Source organism: Flavobacterium urocaniciphilum (assembly GCF_900110615.1).
Lineage (GTDB): Bacteria > Bacteroidota > Bacteroidia > Flavobacteriales > Flavobacteriaceae > Flavobacterium > Flavobacterium urocaniciphilum.
In genome coordinates, this window is sequence record NZ_FOEI01000003.1 from 136,552 (window position 1) to 157,265 (window position 20,714).

The 20,714-nt window shown below is 33.9% G+C and carries 29 protein-coding genes; 1 reads left to right on the top strand and 28 read right to left on the bottom strand.

Annotated elements, in window-relative coordinates; all coding sequences use genetic code 11:
- Positions 1–22 precede the first annotated feature (22 nt).
- From BMY86_RS07410 to BMY86_RS07430, 5 genes are read right to left on the bottom strand one after another with little or no spacing between them, the layout of a single operon-like run.
- Positions 23–787 (bottom strand): glycosyltransferase family 2 protein, encoded by a 765-nt coding sequence (locus BMY86_RS07410; RefSeq protein ID WP_091467143.1) that lies wholly within the window; start codon positions 785–787, stop codon positions 23–25.
- Entirely contained in the window at positions 787–2,139 is a 1,353-nt protein-coding gene (locus BMY86_RS07415) for an undecaprenyl-phosphate glucose phosphotransferase (protein ID WP_091467145.1), read from the bottom strand. The genes BMY86_RS07410 and BMY86_RS07415 overlap by 1 nt, the downstream gene beginning before the upstream one ends.
- Complete coding sequence (locus BMY86_RS07420) at positions 2,140–3,123, bottom strand: UDP-glucuronic acid decarboxylase family protein (protein ID WP_091467148.1); 984 nt, start codon at positions 3,121–3,123, stop codon at positions 2,140–2,142.
- A complete protein-coding gene (locus BMY86_RS07425) occupies positions 3,120–4,454 on the bottom strand; it encodes an O-antigen ligase family protein (RefSeq protein ID WP_091467150.1) in 1,335 nt (444 codons plus the stop codon). The genes BMY86_RS07420 and BMY86_RS07425 overlap by 4 nt, the downstream gene beginning before the upstream one ends.
- Positions 4,408–5,502, bottom strand: a complete 1,095-nt coding sequence (locus tag BMY86_RS07430; RefSeq protein ID WP_091467152.1) for a DUF1972 domain-containing protein — start codon at positions 5,500–5,502, stop codon at positions 4,408–4,410. Before BMY86_RS07430 ends, BMY86_RS07425 begins: the two co-directional genes overlap by 47 nt.
- A gap of 158 nt (positions 5,503–5,660) precedes the next feature.
- Between BMY86_RS07430 and BMY86_RS07435 the strand changes: the two genes are divergently transcribed.
- Complete coding sequence (locus tag BMY86_RS07435; RefSeq protein WP_177177145.1) at positions 5,661–6,305, top strand: 2OG-Fe(II) oxygenase; 645 nt, start codon at positions 5,661–5,663, stop codon at positions 6,303–6,305.
- Positions 6,306–6,385: 80 nt separating this feature from the next.
- Here BMY86_RS07435 and BMY86_RS07440 read toward each other — a convergent pair whose 3' ends face one another.
- The 23 genes from BMY86_RS07440 to BMY86_RS07540 form a co-directional block, all read right to left on the bottom strand.
- Positions 6,386–7,054 carry a formyltransferase family protein gene (locus BMY86_RS07440; protein ID WP_091467155.1) on the bottom strand — a complete coding sequence of 223 codons (669 nt, stop codon included), beginning with the start codon at positions 7,052–7,054 and terminating at the stop codon, positions 6,386–6,388.
- Positions 7,051–7,473 (bottom strand): GNAT family N-acetyltransferase, encoded by a 423-nt coding sequence (locus tag BMY86_RS13145; RefSeq protein ID WP_218141970.1) that lies wholly within the window; start codon positions 7,471–7,473, stop codon positions 7,051–7,053. The genes BMY86_RS07440 and BMY86_RS13145 overlap by 4 nt, the downstream gene beginning before the upstream one ends.
- A 2-nt stretch (positions 7,474–7,475) precedes the next feature.
- The gene (locus tag BMY86_RS13150; protein ID WP_218141971.1) at positions 7,476–8,165 is read right to left on the bottom strand and encodes a hypothetical protein; all 690 of its coding nucleotides are present in this window, start codon (positions 8,163–8,165) and stop codon (positions 7,476–7,478) included.
- A complete protein-coding gene (locus BMY86_RS13200) occupies positions 8,162–8,293 on the bottom strand; it encodes a hypothetical protein (protein WP_262487557.1) in 132 nt (43 codons plus the stop codon). Before BMY86_RS13200 ends, BMY86_RS13150 begins: the two co-directional genes overlap by 4 nt.
- A 453-nt stretch (positions 8,294–8,746) precedes the next feature.
- Positions 8,747–9,421: a hypothetical protein gene (locus BMY86_RS07450; protein ID WP_091467157.1), complete on the bottom strand. Its 675-nt coding sequence runs from the start codon at positions 9,419–9,421 to the stop codon at positions 8,747–8,749.
- Positions 9,421–9,768, bottom strand: a complete 348-nt coding sequence (locus BMY86_RS07455) for a hypothetical protein (RefSeq protein WP_091467160.1) — start codon at positions 9,766–9,768, stop codon at positions 9,421–9,423. Before BMY86_RS07455 ends, BMY86_RS07450 begins: the two co-directional genes overlap by 1 nt.
- Positions 9,765–10,655: a hypothetical protein gene (locus tag BMY86_RS07460; RefSeq protein ID WP_091467164.1), complete on the bottom strand. Its 891-nt coding sequence runs from the start codon at positions 10,653–10,655 to the stop codon at positions 9,765–9,767. The genes BMY86_RS07455 and BMY86_RS07460 overlap by 4 nt, the downstream gene beginning before the upstream one ends.
- Positions 10,646–11,023 (bottom strand): hypothetical protein, encoded by a 378-nt coding sequence (locus BMY86_RS07465; RefSeq protein ID WP_143065619.1) that lies wholly within the window; start codon positions 11,021–11,023, stop codon positions 10,646–10,648. The genes BMY86_RS07460 and BMY86_RS07465 overlap by 10 nt, the downstream gene beginning before the upstream one ends.
- A gap of 131 nt (positions 11,024–11,154) precedes the next feature.
- Positions 11,155–12,066: a hypothetical protein gene (locus BMY86_RS07470; protein WP_091467169.1), complete on the bottom strand. Its 912-nt coding sequence runs from the start codon at positions 12,064–12,066 to the stop codon at positions 11,155–11,157.
- Position 12,067: 1 nt separating this feature from the next.
- On the bottom strand, positions 12,068–12,352 hold the full coding sequence (locus BMY86_RS07475; RefSeq protein ID WP_143065620.1) for a hypothetical protein: 285 nt from the start codon (positions 12,350–12,352) through the stop codon (positions 12,068–12,070).
- A complete protein-coding gene (locus BMY86_RS07480) occupies positions 12,330–12,698 on the bottom strand; it encodes a hypothetical protein (protein WP_091467174.1) in 369 nt (122 codons plus the stop codon). Before BMY86_RS07480 ends, BMY86_RS07475 begins: the two co-directional genes overlap by 23 nt.
- 1 nt (position 12,699) lies before the next feature.
- On the bottom strand, positions 12,700–12,915 hold the full coding sequence (locus BMY86_RS07485) for a hypothetical protein (protein WP_091467177.1): 216 nt from the start codon (positions 12,913–12,915) through the stop codon (positions 12,700–12,702).
- Entirely contained in the window at positions 12,916–13,407 is a 492-nt protein-coding gene (locus tag BMY86_RS07490; protein ID WP_091467180.1) for a hypothetical protein, read from the bottom strand.
- Entirely contained in the window at positions 13,407–14,372 is a 966-nt protein-coding gene (locus BMY86_RS07495; protein ID WP_091467183.1) for a late control protein, read from the bottom strand. The genes BMY86_RS07490 and BMY86_RS07495 overlap by 1 nt, the downstream gene beginning before the upstream one ends.
- The gene (locus BMY86_RS07500; RefSeq protein ID WP_091467186.1) at positions 14,372–14,971 is read right to left on the bottom strand and encodes a DUF6046 domain-containing protein; all 600 of its coding nucleotides are present in this window, start codon (positions 14,969–14,971) and stop codon (positions 14,372–14,374) included. Before BMY86_RS07500 ends, BMY86_RS07495 begins: the two co-directional genes overlap by 1 nt.
- Entirely contained in the window at positions 14,971–16,785 is a 1,815-nt protein-coding gene (locus tag BMY86_RS07505; RefSeq protein ID WP_143065621.1) for a hypothetical protein, read from the bottom strand. Before BMY86_RS07505 ends, BMY86_RS07500 begins: the two co-directional genes overlap by 1 nt.
- A 202-nt stretch (positions 16,786–16,987) precedes the next feature.
- Positions 16,988–17,527, bottom strand: coding sequence for a hypothetical protein (locus tag BMY86_RS07510; RefSeq protein ID WP_091467190.1), 540 nt, complete (start codon positions 17,525–17,527; stop codon positions 16,988–16,990).
- A 19-nt stretch (positions 17,528–17,546) separates the two neighbouring features.
- Entirely contained in the window at positions 17,547–17,777 is a 231-nt protein-coding gene (locus BMY86_RS07515; protein WP_091467192.1) for a hypothetical protein, read from the bottom strand.
- A 63-nt stretch (positions 17,778–17,840) separates the two neighbouring features.
- Positions 17,841–18,224, bottom strand: coding sequence for a hypothetical protein (locus BMY86_RS07520; RefSeq protein WP_091467194.1), 384 nt, complete (start codon positions 18,222–18,224; stop codon positions 17,841–17,843).
- A 2-nt stretch (positions 18,225–18,226) separates the two neighbouring features.
- Complete coding sequence (locus BMY86_RS07525) at positions 18,227–18,643, bottom strand: hypothetical protein (protein WP_091467196.1); 417 nt, start codon at positions 18,641–18,643, stop codon at positions 18,227–18,229.
- Position 18,644: 1 nt separating this feature from the next.
- Complete coding sequence (locus BMY86_RS07530; RefSeq protein WP_091467198.1) at positions 18,645–19,820, bottom strand: DUF2586 family protein; 1,176 nt, start codon at positions 19,818–19,820, stop codon at positions 18,645–18,647.
- A complete protein-coding gene (locus tag BMY86_RS07535; protein WP_143065622.1) occupies positions 19,817–20,308 on the bottom strand; it encodes a hypothetical protein in 492 nt (163 codons plus the stop codon). The genes BMY86_RS07530 and BMY86_RS07535 overlap by 4 nt, the downstream gene beginning before the upstream one ends.
- Positions 20,301–20,711: an N-acetylmuramoyl-L-alanine amidase gene (locus tag BMY86_RS07540; RefSeq protein WP_091467202.1), complete on the bottom strand. Its 411-nt coding sequence runs from the start codon at positions 20,709–20,711 to the stop codon at positions 20,301–20,303. Before BMY86_RS07540 ends, BMY86_RS07535 begins: the two co-directional genes overlap by 8 nt.
- Positions 20,712–20,714 lie beyond the last annotated feature (3 nt).

Below are 20,714 nucleotides of genomic sequence, written 5' to 3' on the forward strand. Positions count from 1 at the left end.
AATAACGTGATTTAGTTTGTGCTTAAATTTTTAACTTATACTTTGGTTTGATAACCAACTGAACATATAAAAAGCGAAATGTATCCGAACAAGCTGATATAAAATTACGTTGGTGAAATTCTCTATACACTTTAAAGTTAAATCGAATTAATTTCCATTTTGAAGCTGAAATAGAATCTTTTCGTACACGATAATATGCTAAACTTTCGGTTACAGGATAGGCAATTTGAATTTGTTTTACAATGTGTAGCCACAACATCCAATCTTGTCTTTTTTTGATGGAAGAAATTGGAATTTTTCCAAAGAAATCAACTGAATAAATTCCCGTTAAGTTGCCAATCCAATTACAATAATATAATTGCTTAAAACTAATTTTTGAAGGAGTTGTAATCGTTTCATTGCGCAAAGTACCATCTTCATCAATCGTTTCATAGAACGAAAAGGTAAACGGAATATTTTGAGTTTGCATGAAGTTGATTTGCTTTTCCAATTTTTCTGGTTTCCACAAATCGTCGGCATCTAAAAAAGCAATAAAATTACCTTTTGCTTGTTGTATAGCATGATTTCTTGCTACACCGGCTCCAGAATTTTGTTCTAAATGAAAGACTTTAATTCTAGTATCTAGTTTAGCGAAATTTGAAATTATTGTAAATGTATCATCCGAAGAACAATCGTCTACAATAATCATTTCCCAATTTTTATGAGTTTGATTTAAAACAGATTGAATGGTTTGAGAAATGAAATTACTCGAATTAAAGGTTGGAGTTATGATGGAAACTAAGCTCATTAATATGCTTTTTCTTCTCCTCTTAATGCGTTAATAACTGTTTTGAAGATTATTTTTAAATCAAGTAAAATTGTCCAATTCTCAAGATAAAAAATATCGAAACGTACACGATTAATAATGTCTTTATCTGATTCTACCTCTCCTCTATATCCATTAATTTGAGCTAAACCAGTAATTCCGGGTTTAATAAAATGTCTAACCATAAATTTATCGACACTTTTGGCATACATTTCAGTATGACTAACCATATGTGGTCTTGGTCCAACAACAGACATATCTCCTAATAAAACATTGAAAAATTGTGGTAATTCATCAATACTAGATTTTCGTAAAAATCTTCCTAAACGTGTTATTCTAGGATCGTTTTTTTGAACTTGCTCTAAATCTGCAATTGGATTTAAACGCATGGATCTAAACTTATAACACAAAAATTCTTCATAATTTAAACCGTTTCTTTTCTGTTTGAAAAAAATTGGTCCTCTAGAATCAAATTTGATTAAAATAGCTAAGATTGGAATAAGCCAAGATAAAAGAAAAACGATAATTAATAGAGAAAAAATAATATCAAATACACGTTTAAAACGTTTGTTTATTTCTTTTTCCAATGGAATAGTTCGTAGCGAAATAATTGGAATATATCCATAATATTCTACCGCTAAATTTCTTAAAAGTGTACTTTTATTATCGGGTAATAATTTAATTGTTTTAAGGTTATTGTCGGCAAAATTAATTACATCTTCAACATCGTTATTACTCAATGTTTTTAGGGAACCATACATTTCATCAACTTTGTTTTCTAAAACAAAATTAAATACTTCTTCTAAACCTGATTTTTTATTTGGTTTTAACTCAAATATTTTTAATAAATTATATCCGTAATCAGGATTATCATTGAAAAAACTCTCTAATTCTTCAACACTTTTTCCATTTCCAATTATGACAACTGTTCTTAGGTTTCCTCCATAAAAAAGGCGGTATTTTCTCAATAAGAAAAAGATTGAAAATTTAAGTAATGCAACTGAAGTAAAACTTAAAAAAATATAATACCAAACTTCGTCAATTGTTACATACTTATATTTATAACCTACATAAGCAAATGTAACCATACTTATGAAGAAAAATTGTTTAAATAATTTTCCTAAAATTTGTACTTCTTTAGTGTATCGATAGACTTCGTAAAATCCAGAATAATAAGATATAGCCAACCAAAAAACAGAAACAATGGTATGATAACCAAAATTACTCATGGCAGAACGCATACATACTAATACTAATAAATTTATAATTAATAAATCTAAAATAGTTTGTATAGGTCTAATATATCCCGAATATCTTCCTGTTTTCTTCTTCAACTAGTATATGTATTTAGAAAAATCTTTGTGTTCTTCTTTAGCTAATTCTTCAGGAGACAATGATTTAAAATATTCATAGGTGATTTTCATTCCTTCTGCACGACTAACTTTAGCTTCCCATCCTAAAATTTCTTTAGCTTTTGTAGTGTCTGGTTGACGTTGCATTGGGTCGTTTACAGGTAAATCTTTATAAATTACTTTCTGATTGGTTCCTGTTAATTTAATAATTTCTTCGGCGAAATCACTAATCGTAATTTCATCTGGATTTCCAATATTTACAGGTAAATGGTAATCAGAATGTAATAGTCTATAAATTCCTTCTACTTGGTCAGAAACATAACAAAACGAACGTGTTTGACTACCATCTCCAAAAACCGTTAAATCTTCACCTCGTAATGCTTGTCCTATAAAAGCAGGAATTACACGACCATCGTTTAGTCGCATTCTTGGTCCGTAAGTGTTAAAAATACGAACAATACGTGTTTCTACACCGTGAAACGTATGGTAAGCCATTGTTATAGATTCTTGAAAACGTTTCGCTTCGTCATACACACCACGTGGTCCGATTGTATTTACATTTCCATAATATTCTTCTGTTTGTGGATGCACTAATGGATCACCATATACTTCAGAAGTTGAAGCAATAAGTATTCTCGCTTTTTTAACTCGCGCTAAACCTAATAAATTATGTGTTCCTAAAGATCCAACTTTTAATGTTTGGATTGGTATTTTCAAATAATCTATTGGACTTGCTGGCGACGCAAAGTGTAATATATAGTCTAATTCTCCTGGAACATGAACAAACTTAGTTATATCATGATGATAAAACTCAAAGTTTTTTTCTTTAAATAAATGTTCAATATTTTTTAAATCACCAGTGATTAAATTGTCCATACCAATAACAAAATAACCTTCGGCTAAAAATCTATCGCATAAATGTGAGCCTAAAAAACCCGCAGCACCTGTAATTAATATTCTTTTCATTTGATTTTAAGTCTTTTGTTTTCATTTTTATAATTAAACAAACAATAAAATATAATAAAATACAATACTCCGGTTTGTCTCCATAAAAATGATTCGGTCAAAAATAAGCTTATCATTAGAATTGCAAAAGAAATATGTATAAAATCTTTGTGCTTAATTGCGTTTTTAATGTTTATTAATAAAATAGTTATTAAAAATAGAAATCCAATAAAACCTAATTCTGCAAAATTTTGTATATACTGATTGTGAAAATTAAAATCTCCATATCCTGGATATAGATTATACTTTTTTTCTTTTTCTTGTAATTTCTTTAAAGATGCATTTAGTCCTAATCCATTCCAAAACAATGGTTCTTCTTTAAAAATTTCTAAAAACATTCTGAATTGGTAAACTCTAAAAGCAGTACCTGGGAAATAATCATGATGTTCAAACTTTTCATTATTCCACGCTTCATAAATACTTATATAATTCACCCCTTCATCTGCTTCGTTATACACACTATGACTAACACTTGTGTTTGTATTAGATTGGAATTCTACTAAAAATCTATTTTTAATTTTACTAAAACTTAATATACTTCCTAAAACGATAATAAAAATGGCTAAATTTCGTAATCGCATTTTATTGGAAGATTTAGTAAAATAGAAGAAATGAATTCCAATTAAAAAAATAAATACAATAATTATGTTTTTAGATGATAATAAGAATAAGAAAACAAAAAGAACAGATGCACAAAAAATATCAATTTTACTTTTTATTTCTTTGTTTAAGAAATAGAAAAAGGCAACTGCAACATATACAGAAATATGAATAGCGTTTAAAAGTTTTGGAACCAATCCGAAATCATCGTCGTATTCTCCATGATAGAAAAATGCTCTTTGATCACCAGAAACTGCAAAACGAAACGCTCCTCTTAACAGAAAGAATAAAGCATAAAACACCATACTAAAACTATAATATTTTACCAGTTTTAAAACTTGGTTTTTGGTAAAAGGATTCATTATTAAAAAAGAAACCGGTATTAAAAACAAGGTAATTTCTTTAGAAATAGCAGAAATAGTTCTAGAAGCATCAATTGTCCAAAAATAGGATAAAGCCATCCACACGAAAAGTAAAATTGGAAAAATTAATCCAATTTGAGTAGAAAACTTAGTGTTTCTGTTAAGAACTAAAACAGATAAAATGAAAATGGCTGTACAAACATTATTAATTGCCATTAAAGTTGGCAATGTGACTAATATAAGTAAAAAGGGTATAAAAGATTTATTTAGTTGTTGCTCTGCTTTAATTTCTTGCCAAGCATTTGCTAAAAAACTGTAAATATTCATCATTTATTTTGTTCCAATTAAACTTATTAGCAATGGCATCAAAGTTGTTTTTTACAAACTGCAAGTTATCATTTTTTTTAATTGTTTCAAGTATTTTTTTAACATCCTCAGATGATTCAAAATAATAAGCGTTTTCTTCTAAAACTCCTTTGTTAAAAAGATTATTATGAGCCACAACTAAGGCTTGCGAAGCCATTGCCTCTAACAATGATGGATTGGTACCACCAACTGTATGTCCGTGAAAGTATAAATTTGAAAAATATCTTAAATTATCTAAATGATTTAAATTATAAATAGCACCTAAAAATTGAATTTTAGTACAAGTTGCAAATTTGTTTTTTAAGTATTCGCCGTATTTAGTATTATGATTTCCAATAACTAAAATTGGTTTTTCATCTGTACTTTTCATTACACCTTCCAAAACCATATCCAAATTATTTTCTGGTTCGAAACGTGCCATAATCATGTTGAAGTTATGTTTTTCAACATTATAAATATTTAAAATTTCTTCATTTGGCGAATCAAAATTATGTGCTCCATAAGCAATATATTCACTTTCTTTATTATGCGTTTTTAAAAGATAATCTTGAATACCTAAAGAATCTGAAATTAAAAAATCACTTTTTTTAGCGGCTAATTTTTCAGCAATTTTTAAAACTTTCTGAACGGATTTGCTGTATTTAGTACGTCTCCATTCTAAACCATCCATGTTCGTAATTACGATACTTTTTTTAGGATGCAAATCGTACCAAAATGCACTGCTTGTGTAACCTAATTGTAAAATAATATCGAAGTTTCTTTTTCTAGAATCCAGAATACAGTTTAAGTCATAAATAAATTGTCCTACCGTTCCAATTTTATGTTCTGGGTCGTTACATTTAATTAAATGTACTTTCTCAAATTTAGTTTCAGTATAAGGATGATTATGTGGTGTATAAACAAAAACTTCATGTCCAGCATTTGCAGCATGTGTAGCAAAGAATTCGGCAAATTGTTCAAATCCGCCATAGTTATTTGGAATACCTCGTGTTCCTAAAATTCCTATTTTCATAAATTGGGATATAGGGCAAAAATAATATTTTATATAATCTTATTCTCTTTTTTTATTAAAAATAAAATCTTTATACCAGTATAGTTTAATATGATAAATATCATGATTGTTTGTATCGTAATTTTTGTACTTTTGTTTTTGAGAAAAAGAAAAACTTGATGATAAATTTTGAATTTTTAGAAGCAAATAAAGAAAATTTACGTGTTCAATATTTAACGGCACAACCATTTCCTTATTTAATTATTGATAATTTCTGTGATGAAGAAAAGCTTTTAAGAGCTTATGATTCCATTCCAGAATTAGAAAACAAAAGCAGAGATTATGCTTTTGCCAACAATAAATTTGAAAAATCAAATTATAAAGTTTTATCTCCAGAATTAGAAGAATTATACTACGACTTATCTTCAGATAGATTTAATGCAATATTATCTTTTATTACTGCTAAAAAGACATTTGTTGATCCAAAAAATCATGGTGGAGGATTACATCAAGGTAAGAAAAACAGTTTTTTAGACATGCATTTGGATTTCAATTATCATCCGTTACAAAAAAATTGGTATCGTGAATTGAATTTACTATTGTATTTAAATAAAGATTGGAAACCTGAATACAAAGGCGGTTTAAAAATTAAAGATTTGCGTACTGATGAAGAAGCAGAATTAGAAGTACCGTTTAACAGATTGATTATTCAGCAATGTGCTCCTTATACATTACATGGATATGATATGACTAATTTCCCAGAAGGAAGATACCGTACATCCATTTATAATCGAAAAATTGAAATGTGCCACTTTGTAAATTGAAATGTGTCACTTTTTGAGCAAATATAAACATTCTTTAAATAACATTTAAACGAAATTTAAAGCCCCAATGAGGGGCTTTTTTATGTACTTGGAGAGCCGTAACGCTCAATCATAAGCAAATCGGGTTTATACACATCTTTTACATCTGTATTCGGCTCAAAAGTGCTAAATTCTTTCTTCTGTGGCTTTTTTATAATTATTCCGTTACTTATATCAAATAACGCTTTTTCAATCAAACGTAGCCCCATAGATTGTAATTCATGTTCCCATAATAGTCGTGCCGCTTTCCTTGAATCCATTGCGTACATTTTAGGATCAATAAAGCAAAAGTCTTGGTAAGCAATATCGCCTCTATCAATACCGTCATTTAACCAAAATACAGAACCTCCAGTTATTGGGTCACGCATTCGGATTGCCCACTCAATAGACGAACGCCCACGATGGCGAGGTAATAAACTCGGATGGTATCCAATCCACCCAATTTTAGCCTTATACCTTGTTTTCTTTCCTATATAATCAAATGAGTGGGCGGTTATTCCAATATCTACATTATCCGGGAAAGTATCAGCGGTTAATGTTCCCGCTGGTACATGCCTAATCCCAAAAGTATGAGCCATTTTTGTAACATACTTATCATCTAATGGCGAACATACGCCTACAATTTCGACAAAATCAAGCCTATTACAAAGACTGAATACTTGCTCCCCAAAATACTTTTGTCCCGATATAAAAACTCTTATTTTTTTCATTTTCCTAAATATTTAAACGCCTGTACGGCTCTAAAATGGCCACCATAACCACACCCTGTTATCGTGCCTTTTCCGGTTCTATTAATACTATCTTTACTCCTTACTTTATTTGAGCCGTGGAGCATTGCATTAGTTTGAAGCCATTTGTTAGAATGCCTCAAATAACCGCATAATTGTGGGTGTGAAGTATGAAAAAAAGTGTGATATTTATGCCCACATCTTCCTTTACCGTCTAAATGATATTGCATTACTTCATTTAAAAAAGCAGTTCCAACGCCTGCACCTTGCCACTCGGGCATAACAACTAATCGGGTTGCACGATAAGCCTTTGCAGTAAATAAAGGGCAAACGGCCAAATGGGCCACAAGCTCTCCGTTTACCGTAGCGACAAAATATTCAGCCGCAGGAGGGTGGGGCAAATCTAAATAATAATGCTCTTTAAAATACTTCCAGTAAGTTCCGTTTGTCTTCCAAATGTCGAGCTTGATAGATGGTCGTTTTTGGACTTTTTTTTTACTTCACCAGTTCGAGTATCATATACCCAATCTGGTTGCAACCACTCTACAATATCATAGTGACATGAAAGTAGTACGATTTGTTTGCCTTTTGTTCGCCTCCACGATTTAGCGAAAGCCGATGCACCAATTTGAGCTATTTGGCGGTCAACGACACTCGTAAACTCATCAATAACCACTTTATCGGGAGCATCGCAAATTAACCGAGCTAATCCCGCTCTATATTGCTCTCCATTGGATAACGCCTTAAATGGACGTAACCAAGCTGGGACATCTCCAAGCCCTACGGCCGATAAAGATGCTGTAACTTCGTTTAAGGACTTTTTAGGGGCGATATTATCTACAATAGGTAAATTATTATCCCAACCCGAATAAAGGTCGTGAATAGCAACATTTGACCAAATTTGCTTACCTATTGAAGTTTTGCCCGAACCCGATGCACCTACAATAAGCCCTATTTGCCACTCGTCGTCTTCTATTGGTAGCTCTGCCGTATGCTTCCACTCGTGGCCACTTTCGGCATTAAATAATGATTTTACTTTTTGAGCTCTAAAACTCTCAAAATTTTTGCAACTGTGGTTTACTTCAATTTTCATACACTAACTACTTTTAAATCTTTAAATCCCATTTCTTTTAATTTTTCAAAAATTTGTTTTTGCTCCTCCTCGCTACTACACTTCACGATAACGGCATGTTGTTCTTTGTACGTAAAATTTTTACTCATTCGTTTTTTGATTGATGATTAATTAATGATTATATTTGTGCCTCTGACCACTAAACATAAAAAAAACCCACAAGCTAAAGAAGACTTATGTCCTCCGTAGCCTGTGGGTTCTTGTTTAAAAAGTGGTCAGAGATTTTTTAAAGCGGAGGACTTTTTTACGCTATCCTACCAAAGCGTTGATTTTTTAAAAATAGATACCGTTTAAAACGGCATCTATAAATTTCTAAAGTGGATTTATTTTACTTGCTACCAGCATCGCAATCAGATAATGACCGCCTCCTTTCTTTTAGTTAATTTGTTTGTTCGGGTTGCCTATGAGCCAATTTGCTTTCGCTCCTTGGCTCAATCCTTACACCTTATAATTTCTTTCAGATGACAGGTTTTCTGTAAAGCGTCCTTATAGCTTATAATTTCTTTCACTTACACAGGTCACTTTATTGGCTTCCCTAAATTTTAAACTAGCTTATAGCTAATTGATATTTTTTGACTTTCTCCGTCATTGTACCATCTATCGCAAATCATTTGAATAGTTGCCAATGGCTTTGAAAAATATGTTTTATTTCCTTTTCTTACTCTAATTCTAAATTGTAAATATTGCCACGCACGGTTATAATCAGATGTGTGATTTTTTCCACCAGCTCCACATGCTCTAATTTGAGAGTTGGAATTTGCAATTTTATGAAAGTAGTAAGGTTGACCCATTTTTAAAATTGTTTCCTTTTCAGTTATCACTATTTCAGATGGGCGTTTCGGGTTTTGAGCATCTGGAAAGATACCGTGTTTAAATCCCGAACCTTTAAATTTCCCATAAGTTCTAACAGTCCGCTTTGGTTTATATCGGTCAATCAACAATGTAACCTCGTCTGTATTTTCCAACATCCAAACATCATTAAACTTTAAAACCAATTGTTGAACGGTTGAAATTCCTGCAAAATTTTGCACGATATGTTCGGGTTTGTTACTCCAAAACAACTCAATTTTTACGTTTTCAACTGCCGACTCAACTGCCTTGCGAGCTACATCGTTAAACTCATCAGCAAACAAAATATACTTTGTTTCTTTATCGGCAACGGCAAGTAGCTTTTCGGCACTATCTTGCTTTTGTTCTATGTCAAATACTGTATTCATTACTTCGCTTTTAATTCCCTATATTCTCGGAGTTTTGTATCATACAATAACTCCAGTTCTTTTGCGTCCTCATCAATGGCTTTGGTAAATTGAATTTCATAAAAAAGCCTTTTGAGTTCTTGACGGCGATAGTCTAAACTTTCTTTGTCTGTCACATCATGATTTACTTCCGGTAGTGGGTCAAGAAAAATTTGTTTTTCGTCAAGCCCCAAATATTTCGTTGGCTCGTTTGTTAAAACCTTGATTGTCTTTTCGCCTTTTGGCAAAAATTTTGGATCTATGTCATCGCTGTGAAAACCTACTACATACGAATCTTTAAAATGTAAAAAATATGTGTTCTGTGTCATTTTATCCAAATAGCTAAATAGTTAATAATAGAACGAGCTCGGCTTTCAGAGTTATTACAAACGACTCTAACTTTACCCGCCGTGTAGTCAACTTGATAATTACACCAAAACGTATCATCACCGTTAACATTACCTGAAAAATTTATCTCACCAACCGAAGGAATAAAACCTTTTAAGTGATATATATTATATCCTGCAGGAGGATAAATATCAACCCAATTACGAGTAAAATTGAACTGGTAATAACCATTACTACTTGGAACCGTCACAAGCGAACCGTGAGTACATTTTATTTCCGAAAATGGTTTGTTTTTTATAAAGGCGTCAGAACCCGGAGAAGTTACTAACCAATCGGCTTGCACATTTACTTCCGCACCTGCTTCAATAGAGTTTAAATGATTTAGCATTGAAACCGTAAAGGCTAAATAGTTTGGGTCGATAACTACACCCGCAGGAAGTTCAAAATTTGAAAGCTCTTGAATAGTTTTTAATCTTTGAAGTTCCCCAAAGTAAAATAAATCAATCCCGCCAGTTCCGCACTTTGCATAAATAGTTCTATACGCTGGCAAACTATCTAAAACACTATCATCATTAGCATCTGTATTATAGTTTACATTTTCAAATTGCTCAATAATGGTAACGGTATCTGCATAATTACCGCCGACAAAAGGAATAATCTCTCCATTGTAAGAAATAAAACCGTTTGACACTACCATTGCAGCAGGGTCAGAACCTGTTACCACAACTCCAGTAATTATCGTTTTGTTTCCTGCAAGTTGTGCCAAAGCTCCAAGCGGCTCACGAAACGCATCTTGAATAAAGCGTAACGTTTTATTTGTACCGGGAAACCCAGTAGCAGAAACGATTAATTTATTACCTAAACCCATAATATTATATAGTTTTTAACGAATAGTTTATAATAGTCAATTTGTGCCTTCATTTTAATTAATAGGGCGTTTTCTTCTTGAGTATTGGTTGGTTTTAAATCGATTGGAACTAAAACCAAAAAATCTGCACCATCTCCAATAAACTCGCTTTCTTCACGAAAATAAACAGGCTTGTTATCGCTTTCTTCATAAAACAATACAGGCTTGTTTTCTTCGGGTTCATAAAACCATAACGGCTCTCTTAAAATGGCGTTTCTTATGATAATTCGCCTTTGTACGTTATCAAAACTATCATTCAAAACCGCCTGTAAATAGCATATTTGCGAATTATGATTCACTTTGTATAATGCTTGACGACGAAACTCCAAAAACTCCAAGTGTAATAGAACTACAGGTTTAAAAAAAACCTCGAGCAATTTTATAGACTTAATTTTACGCAGGAATACTGGCAAATTAAGTATGATAAAAGTCCTCCAATTTATGTTATAAACATTGTCCATTACTCTGAATAAGGTATATAGTTAATCAGTAATTCGCTTTCGTCTAATTTCATGTATCCTGCGTCGGCAATGCGTATCTCGTTAATCGCACCTACATTTTGAACTCCTGTAGTACCATAATCATAAGCTCCATATTTAGAGTATGCCTCACGCACAACTGGTAAATTTACTCCCGATACTTGCTGTAATTTGTCGGTAAGGTGTGTTAATACAAGTTTACCGTTTTCAAAATCAATCGACTTCAAGTAATTTTTAATCTGTGTAATTACTGGAGTGGGATTAGTTCCGTCCAATCTTGAGCCGTCTGCACCTAAAATTAACGGATCATAATAAATATCCATTTTCAACTTTAATAAGTCGGCCTCTCCAGTTGTAACATTAACAACCGTTCCGGCATCGGCAATATGTTGATTGAAATACACATCTAAAGCGGTTAAATGTTCTGGCAAAACGGGTGCATACTCTCCGCCCACGGTTCTAACTACTTTTAGCCTTAATGTACCGTATCCGTTTTGTACAACTCTTACCGAAGCTGCATTACTAATAATTTTTGCATTAGCTATCTGCGTATCGGTTAATCCTGTTGTATCGTAATAGTCTGTATCTTGAACCAAAGGAACTCCGTATAAAAAGGCAAGTGCTTTTTCTCTGTACCATTTAGGAGTATGTATTCTTGACGAGGCAATACGCTTTTCAATTTCTGCTTTAAAGGTTTCCCAATATTGCTCCTGTACATATTGAGCAAAGGCAATAATCCAAACCCACAACCTCCAAATTGCGACTTTACTGGTACTATTTGCCGAGTTTAACGTTTGCTCTTGCTCCGTTAATACTTCTAACGCATTAAGTTCAACCGCTGTGGCTTTTGCGTCTAAAATAGTCTGTTGTATTTCCTTTATTGATCTACCCATTTTATAAACTTATTGCAAACTCATAGGCAAACATATCATCTAAAGCGTTTGATAGCTCTAATGTGTTAAAACCACAAGCCGGAATTAATTTTTTATTTTCATAAAACTCCACTATTTGCTCATCTTTTGAAATTCCGTTTGGAACTGATAAAACAGAACCCGGACTTAAAAAGTCAGCAATGCCAATATTATTTTCTACAGCCATTTGAACGATACCGTTTAATGTTCCGCAATGGTGTAGCGTAAAATCTAAAAGGCTTTGATTATGTAGTAGCGTTTTTTGCATTTGCTTTTAAAATTCTATTTTCTTTTTTTAACTCGATTATTTCTTGCTGTTGAAGTTTAATTTTTCTGTCTTTAATTTTCAACTCCTCCTCAAGAAGTAATACTTTTCGATTCATTAAATCTTCAAACTCTTTGTAACGAATTTCATAACGACTCTTTAAATCGTCGAGAATTTCTTTGTAATGCCCAGATAATTTAATATCATTTTCAATAGCCGTAGTTTCGGCATTTTCTCGAGCTTGTAGTACCTCTACTTTATATTTGCTCTTTGCAAACAAAAAAGTAAAATATCCTGTACCGCCTACAGCAGTTAAAATTGATGTGATATACACTAAAAAATTGTCCATCTTATTGTATTGTATGGTTAATAGTTCCTGTAACAGCTCCATTAGGGGCGGTAAGCCCTGCTGTATAAATTACTTTGGCTTCTTTAATTTCGTCAACAATTGCTTGAGCTAATTTTTGTGCAATTCTATCAACGCTCGCATTATGGTCTGACTCCTCCGTTTGCTCATCAGTGAAGGCCTGTTTTATTTTGTTCTTAAGTCTGTTTACATCTAACATTTAATTACCTTTTAAAAACTGATTAAACCTATTTTCAAGGGCGATAAAATCTGTAATATTCACAAGATTAATAGTTGGCCCGTTATTCGTTGTAAATTTCATAGCCTTAATAGCTGTAATCAAATCAGCCATTAGTTTTTTTAGCGTTTCGTTTTCCTTTTTCAAAAGAAAACCGTCTTTATCAATATTAAAGTGAACGCCGTCTATTTTTAAATCCAAGCCGTCTATTTCGGAGTATGCCTCTACATACAAATTTTTCAAATCCTCGTTTATAGGGCTTACCAAAACAGAACTCCCAACTTTAGGAAACAAATAAAACTTTTTATCGTTGCCGTCAATAACCGCCGATAATCTTACATCGGTGTACTCAAGTTCGTCATCGGTTACTTTACAAGTTCCGGCAGACTTATCGACGGATAAAACTTTAACCGGGAATGTATCGACATCCCTTTGTTTTAGTTTTCTAAATGCGTCGTGTAACTCTTTCTCCATTATAGTTTATTGCCTATTGTTATTTTTCGCCTTGCTCCTCCAGTTCCAAAAGTGGTGACTACCTTTTTTATAAAATAGTTTCCCTCTCGGTTTGGATGCTCATTGTCTAATAATTTTGCTTTCATTCCCCTGGTTGCATACGGAATTAAAAAACTCGTTACATCGCCCTCAAAGCCATCATACTTTAATTTTTCAATTTCGGCATTAGCCATCTCCTCCAATTTTTTAGTGTCGGAAATTACACTTGTATGGTAGGTTCTTTGCTCTCCGTCTGGGTCGCCTACCTCGATACTTTTACGTTTATTTTCTTTGTCGATGTAGGTGTATTTAATCTTTATCTTTCTTTCTTCTTTGCTTTTAAACTCAAGGTTGTTTTCTACTAAATTGTAGTTTAAATCATAAACTACCGTTTGACCTACATTTGTGAGTTGTTGCAAACCGCAATACAACTTACCCTCATCATTAATAAAAGCCGTCATTAATAAATCTTTTTTCAAAGATTCCAGAACTTGAGCTCCGTTTGCATTTTTGATAATCCATTTATCTAAATTTACACTCGGTATATTATCGGCGAGCTGCACAGGAGTATCCTTTACAACCTCCGTTAAAATTTCTTTCATTGTTGTTTTTTCCCAACTCCTTGTAATGTTTTTTCGTCTTAAAACCCAAAGAGCGTCCTCGCAATGAATTTCGAGGGGAATTTTTGGGCTTATCTTTTTTACAAAACCTGTAAACTCAACCCCCGAATATTTACCCTCGTAGCCTAAAGTTATCGTTACTTTGTCGCCTACTTTAATAGCATCTTCTGTAAATTTTTGCTCTCCGTTTTGTCGTACCTTAAAACGAGTGGGCAACTTAATTACAGCCGTATCGCTCAACTCCTCAACAGACTTGGTAATTTCAATTTCGTTTACTTGATTGAAAATATAACTACCTATTTCTACTTTACTCTCCAGTATAAACATTATGCTAACAAGTTATTTTTTTCGGTATCTTTTTCGTTTAAATCGGCGTAAAAATCTTGATCACTAATTGCAGAAATCGTGTAACGTTGCAAACCCGATTCTCCTACCATTTCATCAAACTTTATATCTTCAATTACTAACTTTCTAATGCCAAACAATTCTAAAAAGGCGTTCGTTTCAACTTCTAAAGCGTCATTAATATCAACCAAATCATTAAGTATCGCCACTTGGTCTGCCGGGTATAGTTCCGGCTCATCTACATTAATACAAACGCCCTTAATACTAATTACCCAATCTTCGGTACAGATGTACTCTTTAACCGTTCCTTTGCGTTGTTTTCCAACGGTGGCCGTTTTAACGATTGTCTTTGTTAGTCCAAGCGATAATAACGGCTCATTAGGTAACTCAAACATTTGCCCTTTATATGACAATTTCAATTGTAGGAAGTATTTACCTCCCCTTATTTGCTCCGAGTTTATCCCTCTTAAATCGGGTAACTCAAATTTTGACTTGTTTTTTTTCCACCATTCCGGAAAATGTGGGCCTACATAGTCAAACAAAGCTCGTGCGGTTATTTCTCGTAAATTAAACTCTGCCATTATCCTGTTTGCATTTGGTTTACGCTGTTTACAGCTCGCAATAACATTTCTTGCACTTTCTCTCCTAAATTGCTCAAACCACTTTCGGTACTATCTACATAAATTTTAGTGTCATCCTGTAGCTTTTCAATATTGACAGTGATATGTGTAATTTTTGAACCTCCCGAAACAATGGAGTCGGATTTGCTTTTGTCTTTTCCGTCTCCTTTGCCTTTTGGTGCACCAGGAACGCCTTTGTTATTTTTTATATAGTCATCGTAAGCACTAGTTCCAGTATCTTTTTTAGGACCATTCATAATATTGCCAAACTTATCTTTGAGTGCGGCAAAATCTTTAGACATTCCTTCGGTATCGACTTTAATACCAAAAGCGGCGGCAGCTTGAACTCCTTTTTGACCTGCCGCTTTGTAACCATCTGCAATTGACTTTTTTCGTTGTTCAATTGAGTTACTTAAATCGGCAATCATTTTGTCATTTTCGGCTTTTTCGCCCAAACCAACAGAATTTTTAAATTTATACCAACCTCTTTGAAGTGCTTCAAGTGCTATCATAATACCGTTTACCATCGTGTTAAAATTGGCTTTTGTGTATAAAACAAATGCTTCTATTATCAATTTCATACCTTCGGTTGTAAATTTGAAATTTTTACCCCAGCCACTGGTATATTTTATTACTAATCCAATAACTGTTATAAGTGCCACTATACCAATTATTATCCAACCTACAGGCGATATTGCTACAGCTAAATTAAAGGCAAGCCACACAGCAGTAACGCCCATTATTACATCAGAAAAAGGAGTTAACCAACCAATAAGTGTGCTTAAACCAGTTGTGAAAATATCAACCCCAACTAATACCCAAGTCATAATATCTCCAAATGCGCTTAACGCATCTCCCGAACTTGATATTCCCGTAAATGATTGTATAAAGTTTTTAACTGATACAATAACTGGTTCAATGTATGTCCATAAAATAGCGAAGTATTCGGAAATGACTGGCAAGTATAATGTGATTGTTGCTAGTCCAGCACTTAACATTGATATTACACCCGTAAATATTCCGCCAGATTGTCCACCAACGGCAACTAAAAAGGTATTCCATTGGTCGCCAAGGTTTGAGATTTGCCCGCCTAATGTTTTTGAAATGGCTTCCATAGAACCTGCTACTCCATCCATTTCGCCATAAGACATTAAGGCGTTTCTAATAGCCGCATCATTATTGGCAACTTCTTTAGTTACGCCTTTAAATGATAGTTTGACCTTATCGCCCGATTTGGACGCATTTATACCAAACTCTTTTAATCGCTCAAACTCTCCTGTTTGAGCGTCCAAAACTGCCTCTGTAAGTTGGTCAAAACCTTTACCTTGACTACTTGCTAAATCTCCCAGTTTTGTCATTTCTGACTTTGTAGGAGCAAAACCTCGATTTACCAATTTTACAAATGAGCCAGTTAGCTCATTTAATTGAAATGGCGTTTTAGCCGCAAAGTCGGTAAGCATATTTAAGGCAGCAGCTCCAACCTTATCCGATTGAAAGGTATTAGTAAGAACTGCATTAAATTTTTCATATTCCGACCGAGCTTCGATTACTTTACTACCAAAAGCCATAATTGCACCAACAGCAAAGACAGCAACTAACTTGCTTTTTAGTTTGTCCATGGTATTGCCTAAACTATGGGAGGTTTTCTCAACCTTTTTTAAAGAGTTATCCATACCGTCAACCTTTGTTTTTGTAACGCCTACAGAACTCGCTACTTTTTGTAAAGTGGAGCTCGCCATATCTTTCATTTTAATGATAAATTCGTATGCGTTCATTACGTTGGTATCTGTGAGTTTTCTTTCTCTTTGGTTCGTATAAAGTGTAAATTTTGAAGCTCCTCCGCCCAATCCTCATCGCCCAAACTATTTGGATCGGGAATGTGCATATAGTATCTCAAGTAAGCATCAAATAATCTTATATCTAAATGCTCGGCAAGTTCATAAGACGAGGGGTCACTGTTATCAATGACCGCCTCGTTTAGAGCTTTTTTAGCGTTGCAACTTTCTTATTTTGCAGTTTTTCAATAGCCTGGTATAAAGGAAAACGAACGCTTGCTTTTTCTTTATCATTAAAGGCGTCGTCCTTTTCTAAACAAACCATTTCAAACAATTTCTCTTGTGTAACAAAAGGTTTCCCAGAGGGGTTTTTCTTTTCGGCAATTTTAATATCTTGACGAGTAATTACTCGCACTTTACATTTTGCCTCTCCAATAATGATAATTGAATTATTACCCTCCGTAATTATTTCGGCATCATCATAGTTAAAGAACTCTGTTAATTCTTTTCTTGCCGGGAAGAAATACTCATCGACTGTTTTAATCTCGGTATCTCCACCAATAAATAAGGCTTCTAACATTACCTCTCCAAAGGCAAGCTCTCCGTCTTTTTGCATAGCCGTAAATGCTCTTTTGAAATCGGCCATTTTTGGCATTCTTAAATATGCCGTTTTATCGTCTACAGGTAGCTCGTAAACTTCCCCATATTTTTCTTTCCACTCGTTAATTTGCTTTTGTGTCATTTTCTTAAGTTGTTTTTTGTTATTCTTTATGTACTATAATTCTAACTACCATAGAGGATGCCTCTATACAAGCTCTAATAGCCATGCCTTTTAATGTGTTGCCCAAGTAACTTTTAACTTCAATATCATTTACAGTATCAATAATTTTAGCAAATGTTGTTTTTACTTCGGTTACTTTGTCTACTTGAGTATTTTCTAAACCTTGTGTTACCACAACGCTTACTGCTTTTTGTCCAAATGTTTGCTCCATTTATTTGAGTTTTAAAAAAAGCCACTCACTAAAAAGTGGCTTTTTACAATATTTATTTTGATTCTAACAATTAGACCGTATTCGTTTTATCGGTTCTTGGGTGTAACTCTTAAAGTGTAAATCGTAATTCTCGAGCAACTTTTCCCTGTATGGAATTAACTTATTTTTACTCTCCGTTCCTTGCCATCCTACGTCCAATACAACTGCAAATAAAAAGGTTGGTTCGTCAATCGGTTTCTTGGTGGGATTTGCTCCCGGCATAAAAACTGCCTCAACAAAAACGGCAGGGTATTCTAATACTACGATTACAGGAGTTACCTCTTGAGCCTTAAACTCTTTGATAATTTCCATTTTTTGCTTTTGCTCCGGCTTGGCTGTAGTAGTTGCCATGGCCGTGAAACTAATCATCCCGATTAATAACATAAAGAGCCCTTTAATTGGTCGCATTTTTATTGTTGTGGTTTAACTTCTAAAAAGATAATTGGTAACTCAACTAACATGTTTTTATCGCCTTGCTTCATTGCCTTTTTGTTTTCGGTAAATTCACAGCTACTCAAAACATCCGTTACAGATTGTCCGCCATCCTCTGGAACATAAGAAACAATAATATCAAAGTTCAAATCCATAATACTCTTGTTAGGAGCATCTTGAACCATTGCCTCAAGTTCACTTTGCCAAATGGTAACTTTACCCTCATAGGATTTATTCCCTCGTGTGATTTTATGGCCTTTATTACCTCGACCACGCAAAACATCTTTTTCCTGTTTTTCCGTGTACTCAATTTCGGTAATGCCTTCTAAAATTCTACCTCCAATAGAAATAGATAAGTCGGGCCAGGCATATTGTTTACTGCTAAATGTGCTCATGCTATTCTAAATTTGTTGTAAATCCTATGTTTACAGTTATGTAATCGCTATAACCAACTGGCAATAATTGTAAATCAACAGTTAGGTTGTTCGTAGAAAGAACATTTTGATTTTCGTCGATGTAGGCTTTAACTCCCGAAAGTTTACCTAAATCAACCATTAAACCTTTAATTTGTCTTTCGATTGCATTTTGCCACCCTTTAATAATTGCCGGGTGTATTGTTCCAGATGATGTAACTTGAATTTCATCCGATAACTCCTCAACTAATGTATTGTAGGCAATAAGTACCGCCTCATCCATTACTAAGCCTCTTGCAAGGGAATTAAAGTCGTCCGTTGCACCTGTTAAGGTTTGGTCGCCTGTAAAGTAGTAACCCGAGCGGTTCGCAAAACTTCTTAAAAAGATGTAATTCTTATTATGGATTGCGTCCCAAGCCGTGTCTAAACTTTCTACGGTTTCTCCATTAGTAAAATAGGCGTTGAAAGGTTCAACCGCACCGTCTTTTACTCTTGAGATTTTTCTTTGAGTTGGAATACTTGCTAAACGGCCTAAAGCCAAACCAATAGAAGCCTCTTTTGATGCGTCTGTATTGGCTAACAAAATGGAAACTTTGTTAAAGTTTGTAGTTTTGTAGTCTTTTAAGTCGGCAACCGTTCCGCTAAACTTGTTACCCGAAATAATGGCACGTACTGGAAAGTATCTGCCGGAATAGTCCTCGCACAACTCCTGTGCTTTTACAACAGCAAGAGCTACATCACTATCCAAGCCGTCGGCAATAGTTTCGGTAGAACCTGACTTTTTTAGAATACCTAAAATTCTAATTTTACCCGAAGCATCTGCCAATAGTTTTTTTGCATACGATTCTGATAAATCTGCCATTTGTTCCATAGTTACTGCTTGAGTAACTACCATAAACCAAAGTTCAGCTCCTTTTTTAGCCTCTGCGTAAAACGCTTTGATGTGTTTGTGTGCAAAAGCGTTTGTTCCAGTTTCTTCTATTCCTAAATTTTCAGCCTCCTCAAGAGAGAAAATTTGGTAAGAATTACCCGCAGTAACTTTATTTGATCCTGCTACCGTAGCTCCAGTTAATACCAATCCCGGTATCTTTTGAATGTCCGCTTGTAACAATCCCAAACCATTGCTTGAGATGTTAAATTTTATGTTTGGTAAACTCATACGATTTTGAAAAATTTAAGTACATAACAAAGCCCAAAACCTAACACAAAAGCAATAATCAGATGAAAAAAGGTATATCCTGTTTTCTTTTTACTCTCCGAGTTACTTTTACTTATTACGCTCGAGGTTTCTTTTAATAATTCGTTTTTGACTTTGGCCACAATAGCCAAACTGTCACACGTTGCCGTCGCTTGAATTGTATCGTGTACAATTCTAATTTTTACCTTTGCTTGACCACTCGTTTGAGTGAAAACCTTTGGCTTTGAAACGGTGTTTAAATCGCTTTTAAAACCAATATCGGCTAAAGGGATTTTTATACTTGTTTCGGCTTTTGGTGCAAACAAAGTGGTGTCTTTGTAGGTTACAACCTTTTCGGATGTGAAACTCTTTTCACTTTCTGTTTTTTGAGTTTCCTGCCGAACCGCTCGGCAGGAGCTCAAGAAACAACTAAAGGCTAACACTAATAACAAAAGCGTTTTCTTAAACATTTTTATATTCGTTTTTTGCATCAAAACTCGGACACGCTTTTTTTACGTTTGGAAAATCCCTGTGTCCTTGAATTACTGCCGTTGGAAATTGTTTTTTTAAATCCTTGAGTAATTTTAGTAGGCTTGCCTTTTGGGCAGGAGTTCTATTGTCTAATGGTTTATTATTTGCATCAACACCGCCCAAATAAGCAATATTTATTAACACACTATTGAAACCTGCAACGCCATTAGAAACTTGTTCTATTGGTAATAATGAAACTACTAAACCGTCGGGCATAATAATAAAGTGGTAGCCAGGCATTTTCCAACCTAAATTAATTTTCCAGTACCTTTGAATTGCGGCAATGCTCGTTTTTTGAGAGGTTGCTGTGCAATGCACGGCTATATACTTTATTGTTCTCACTTT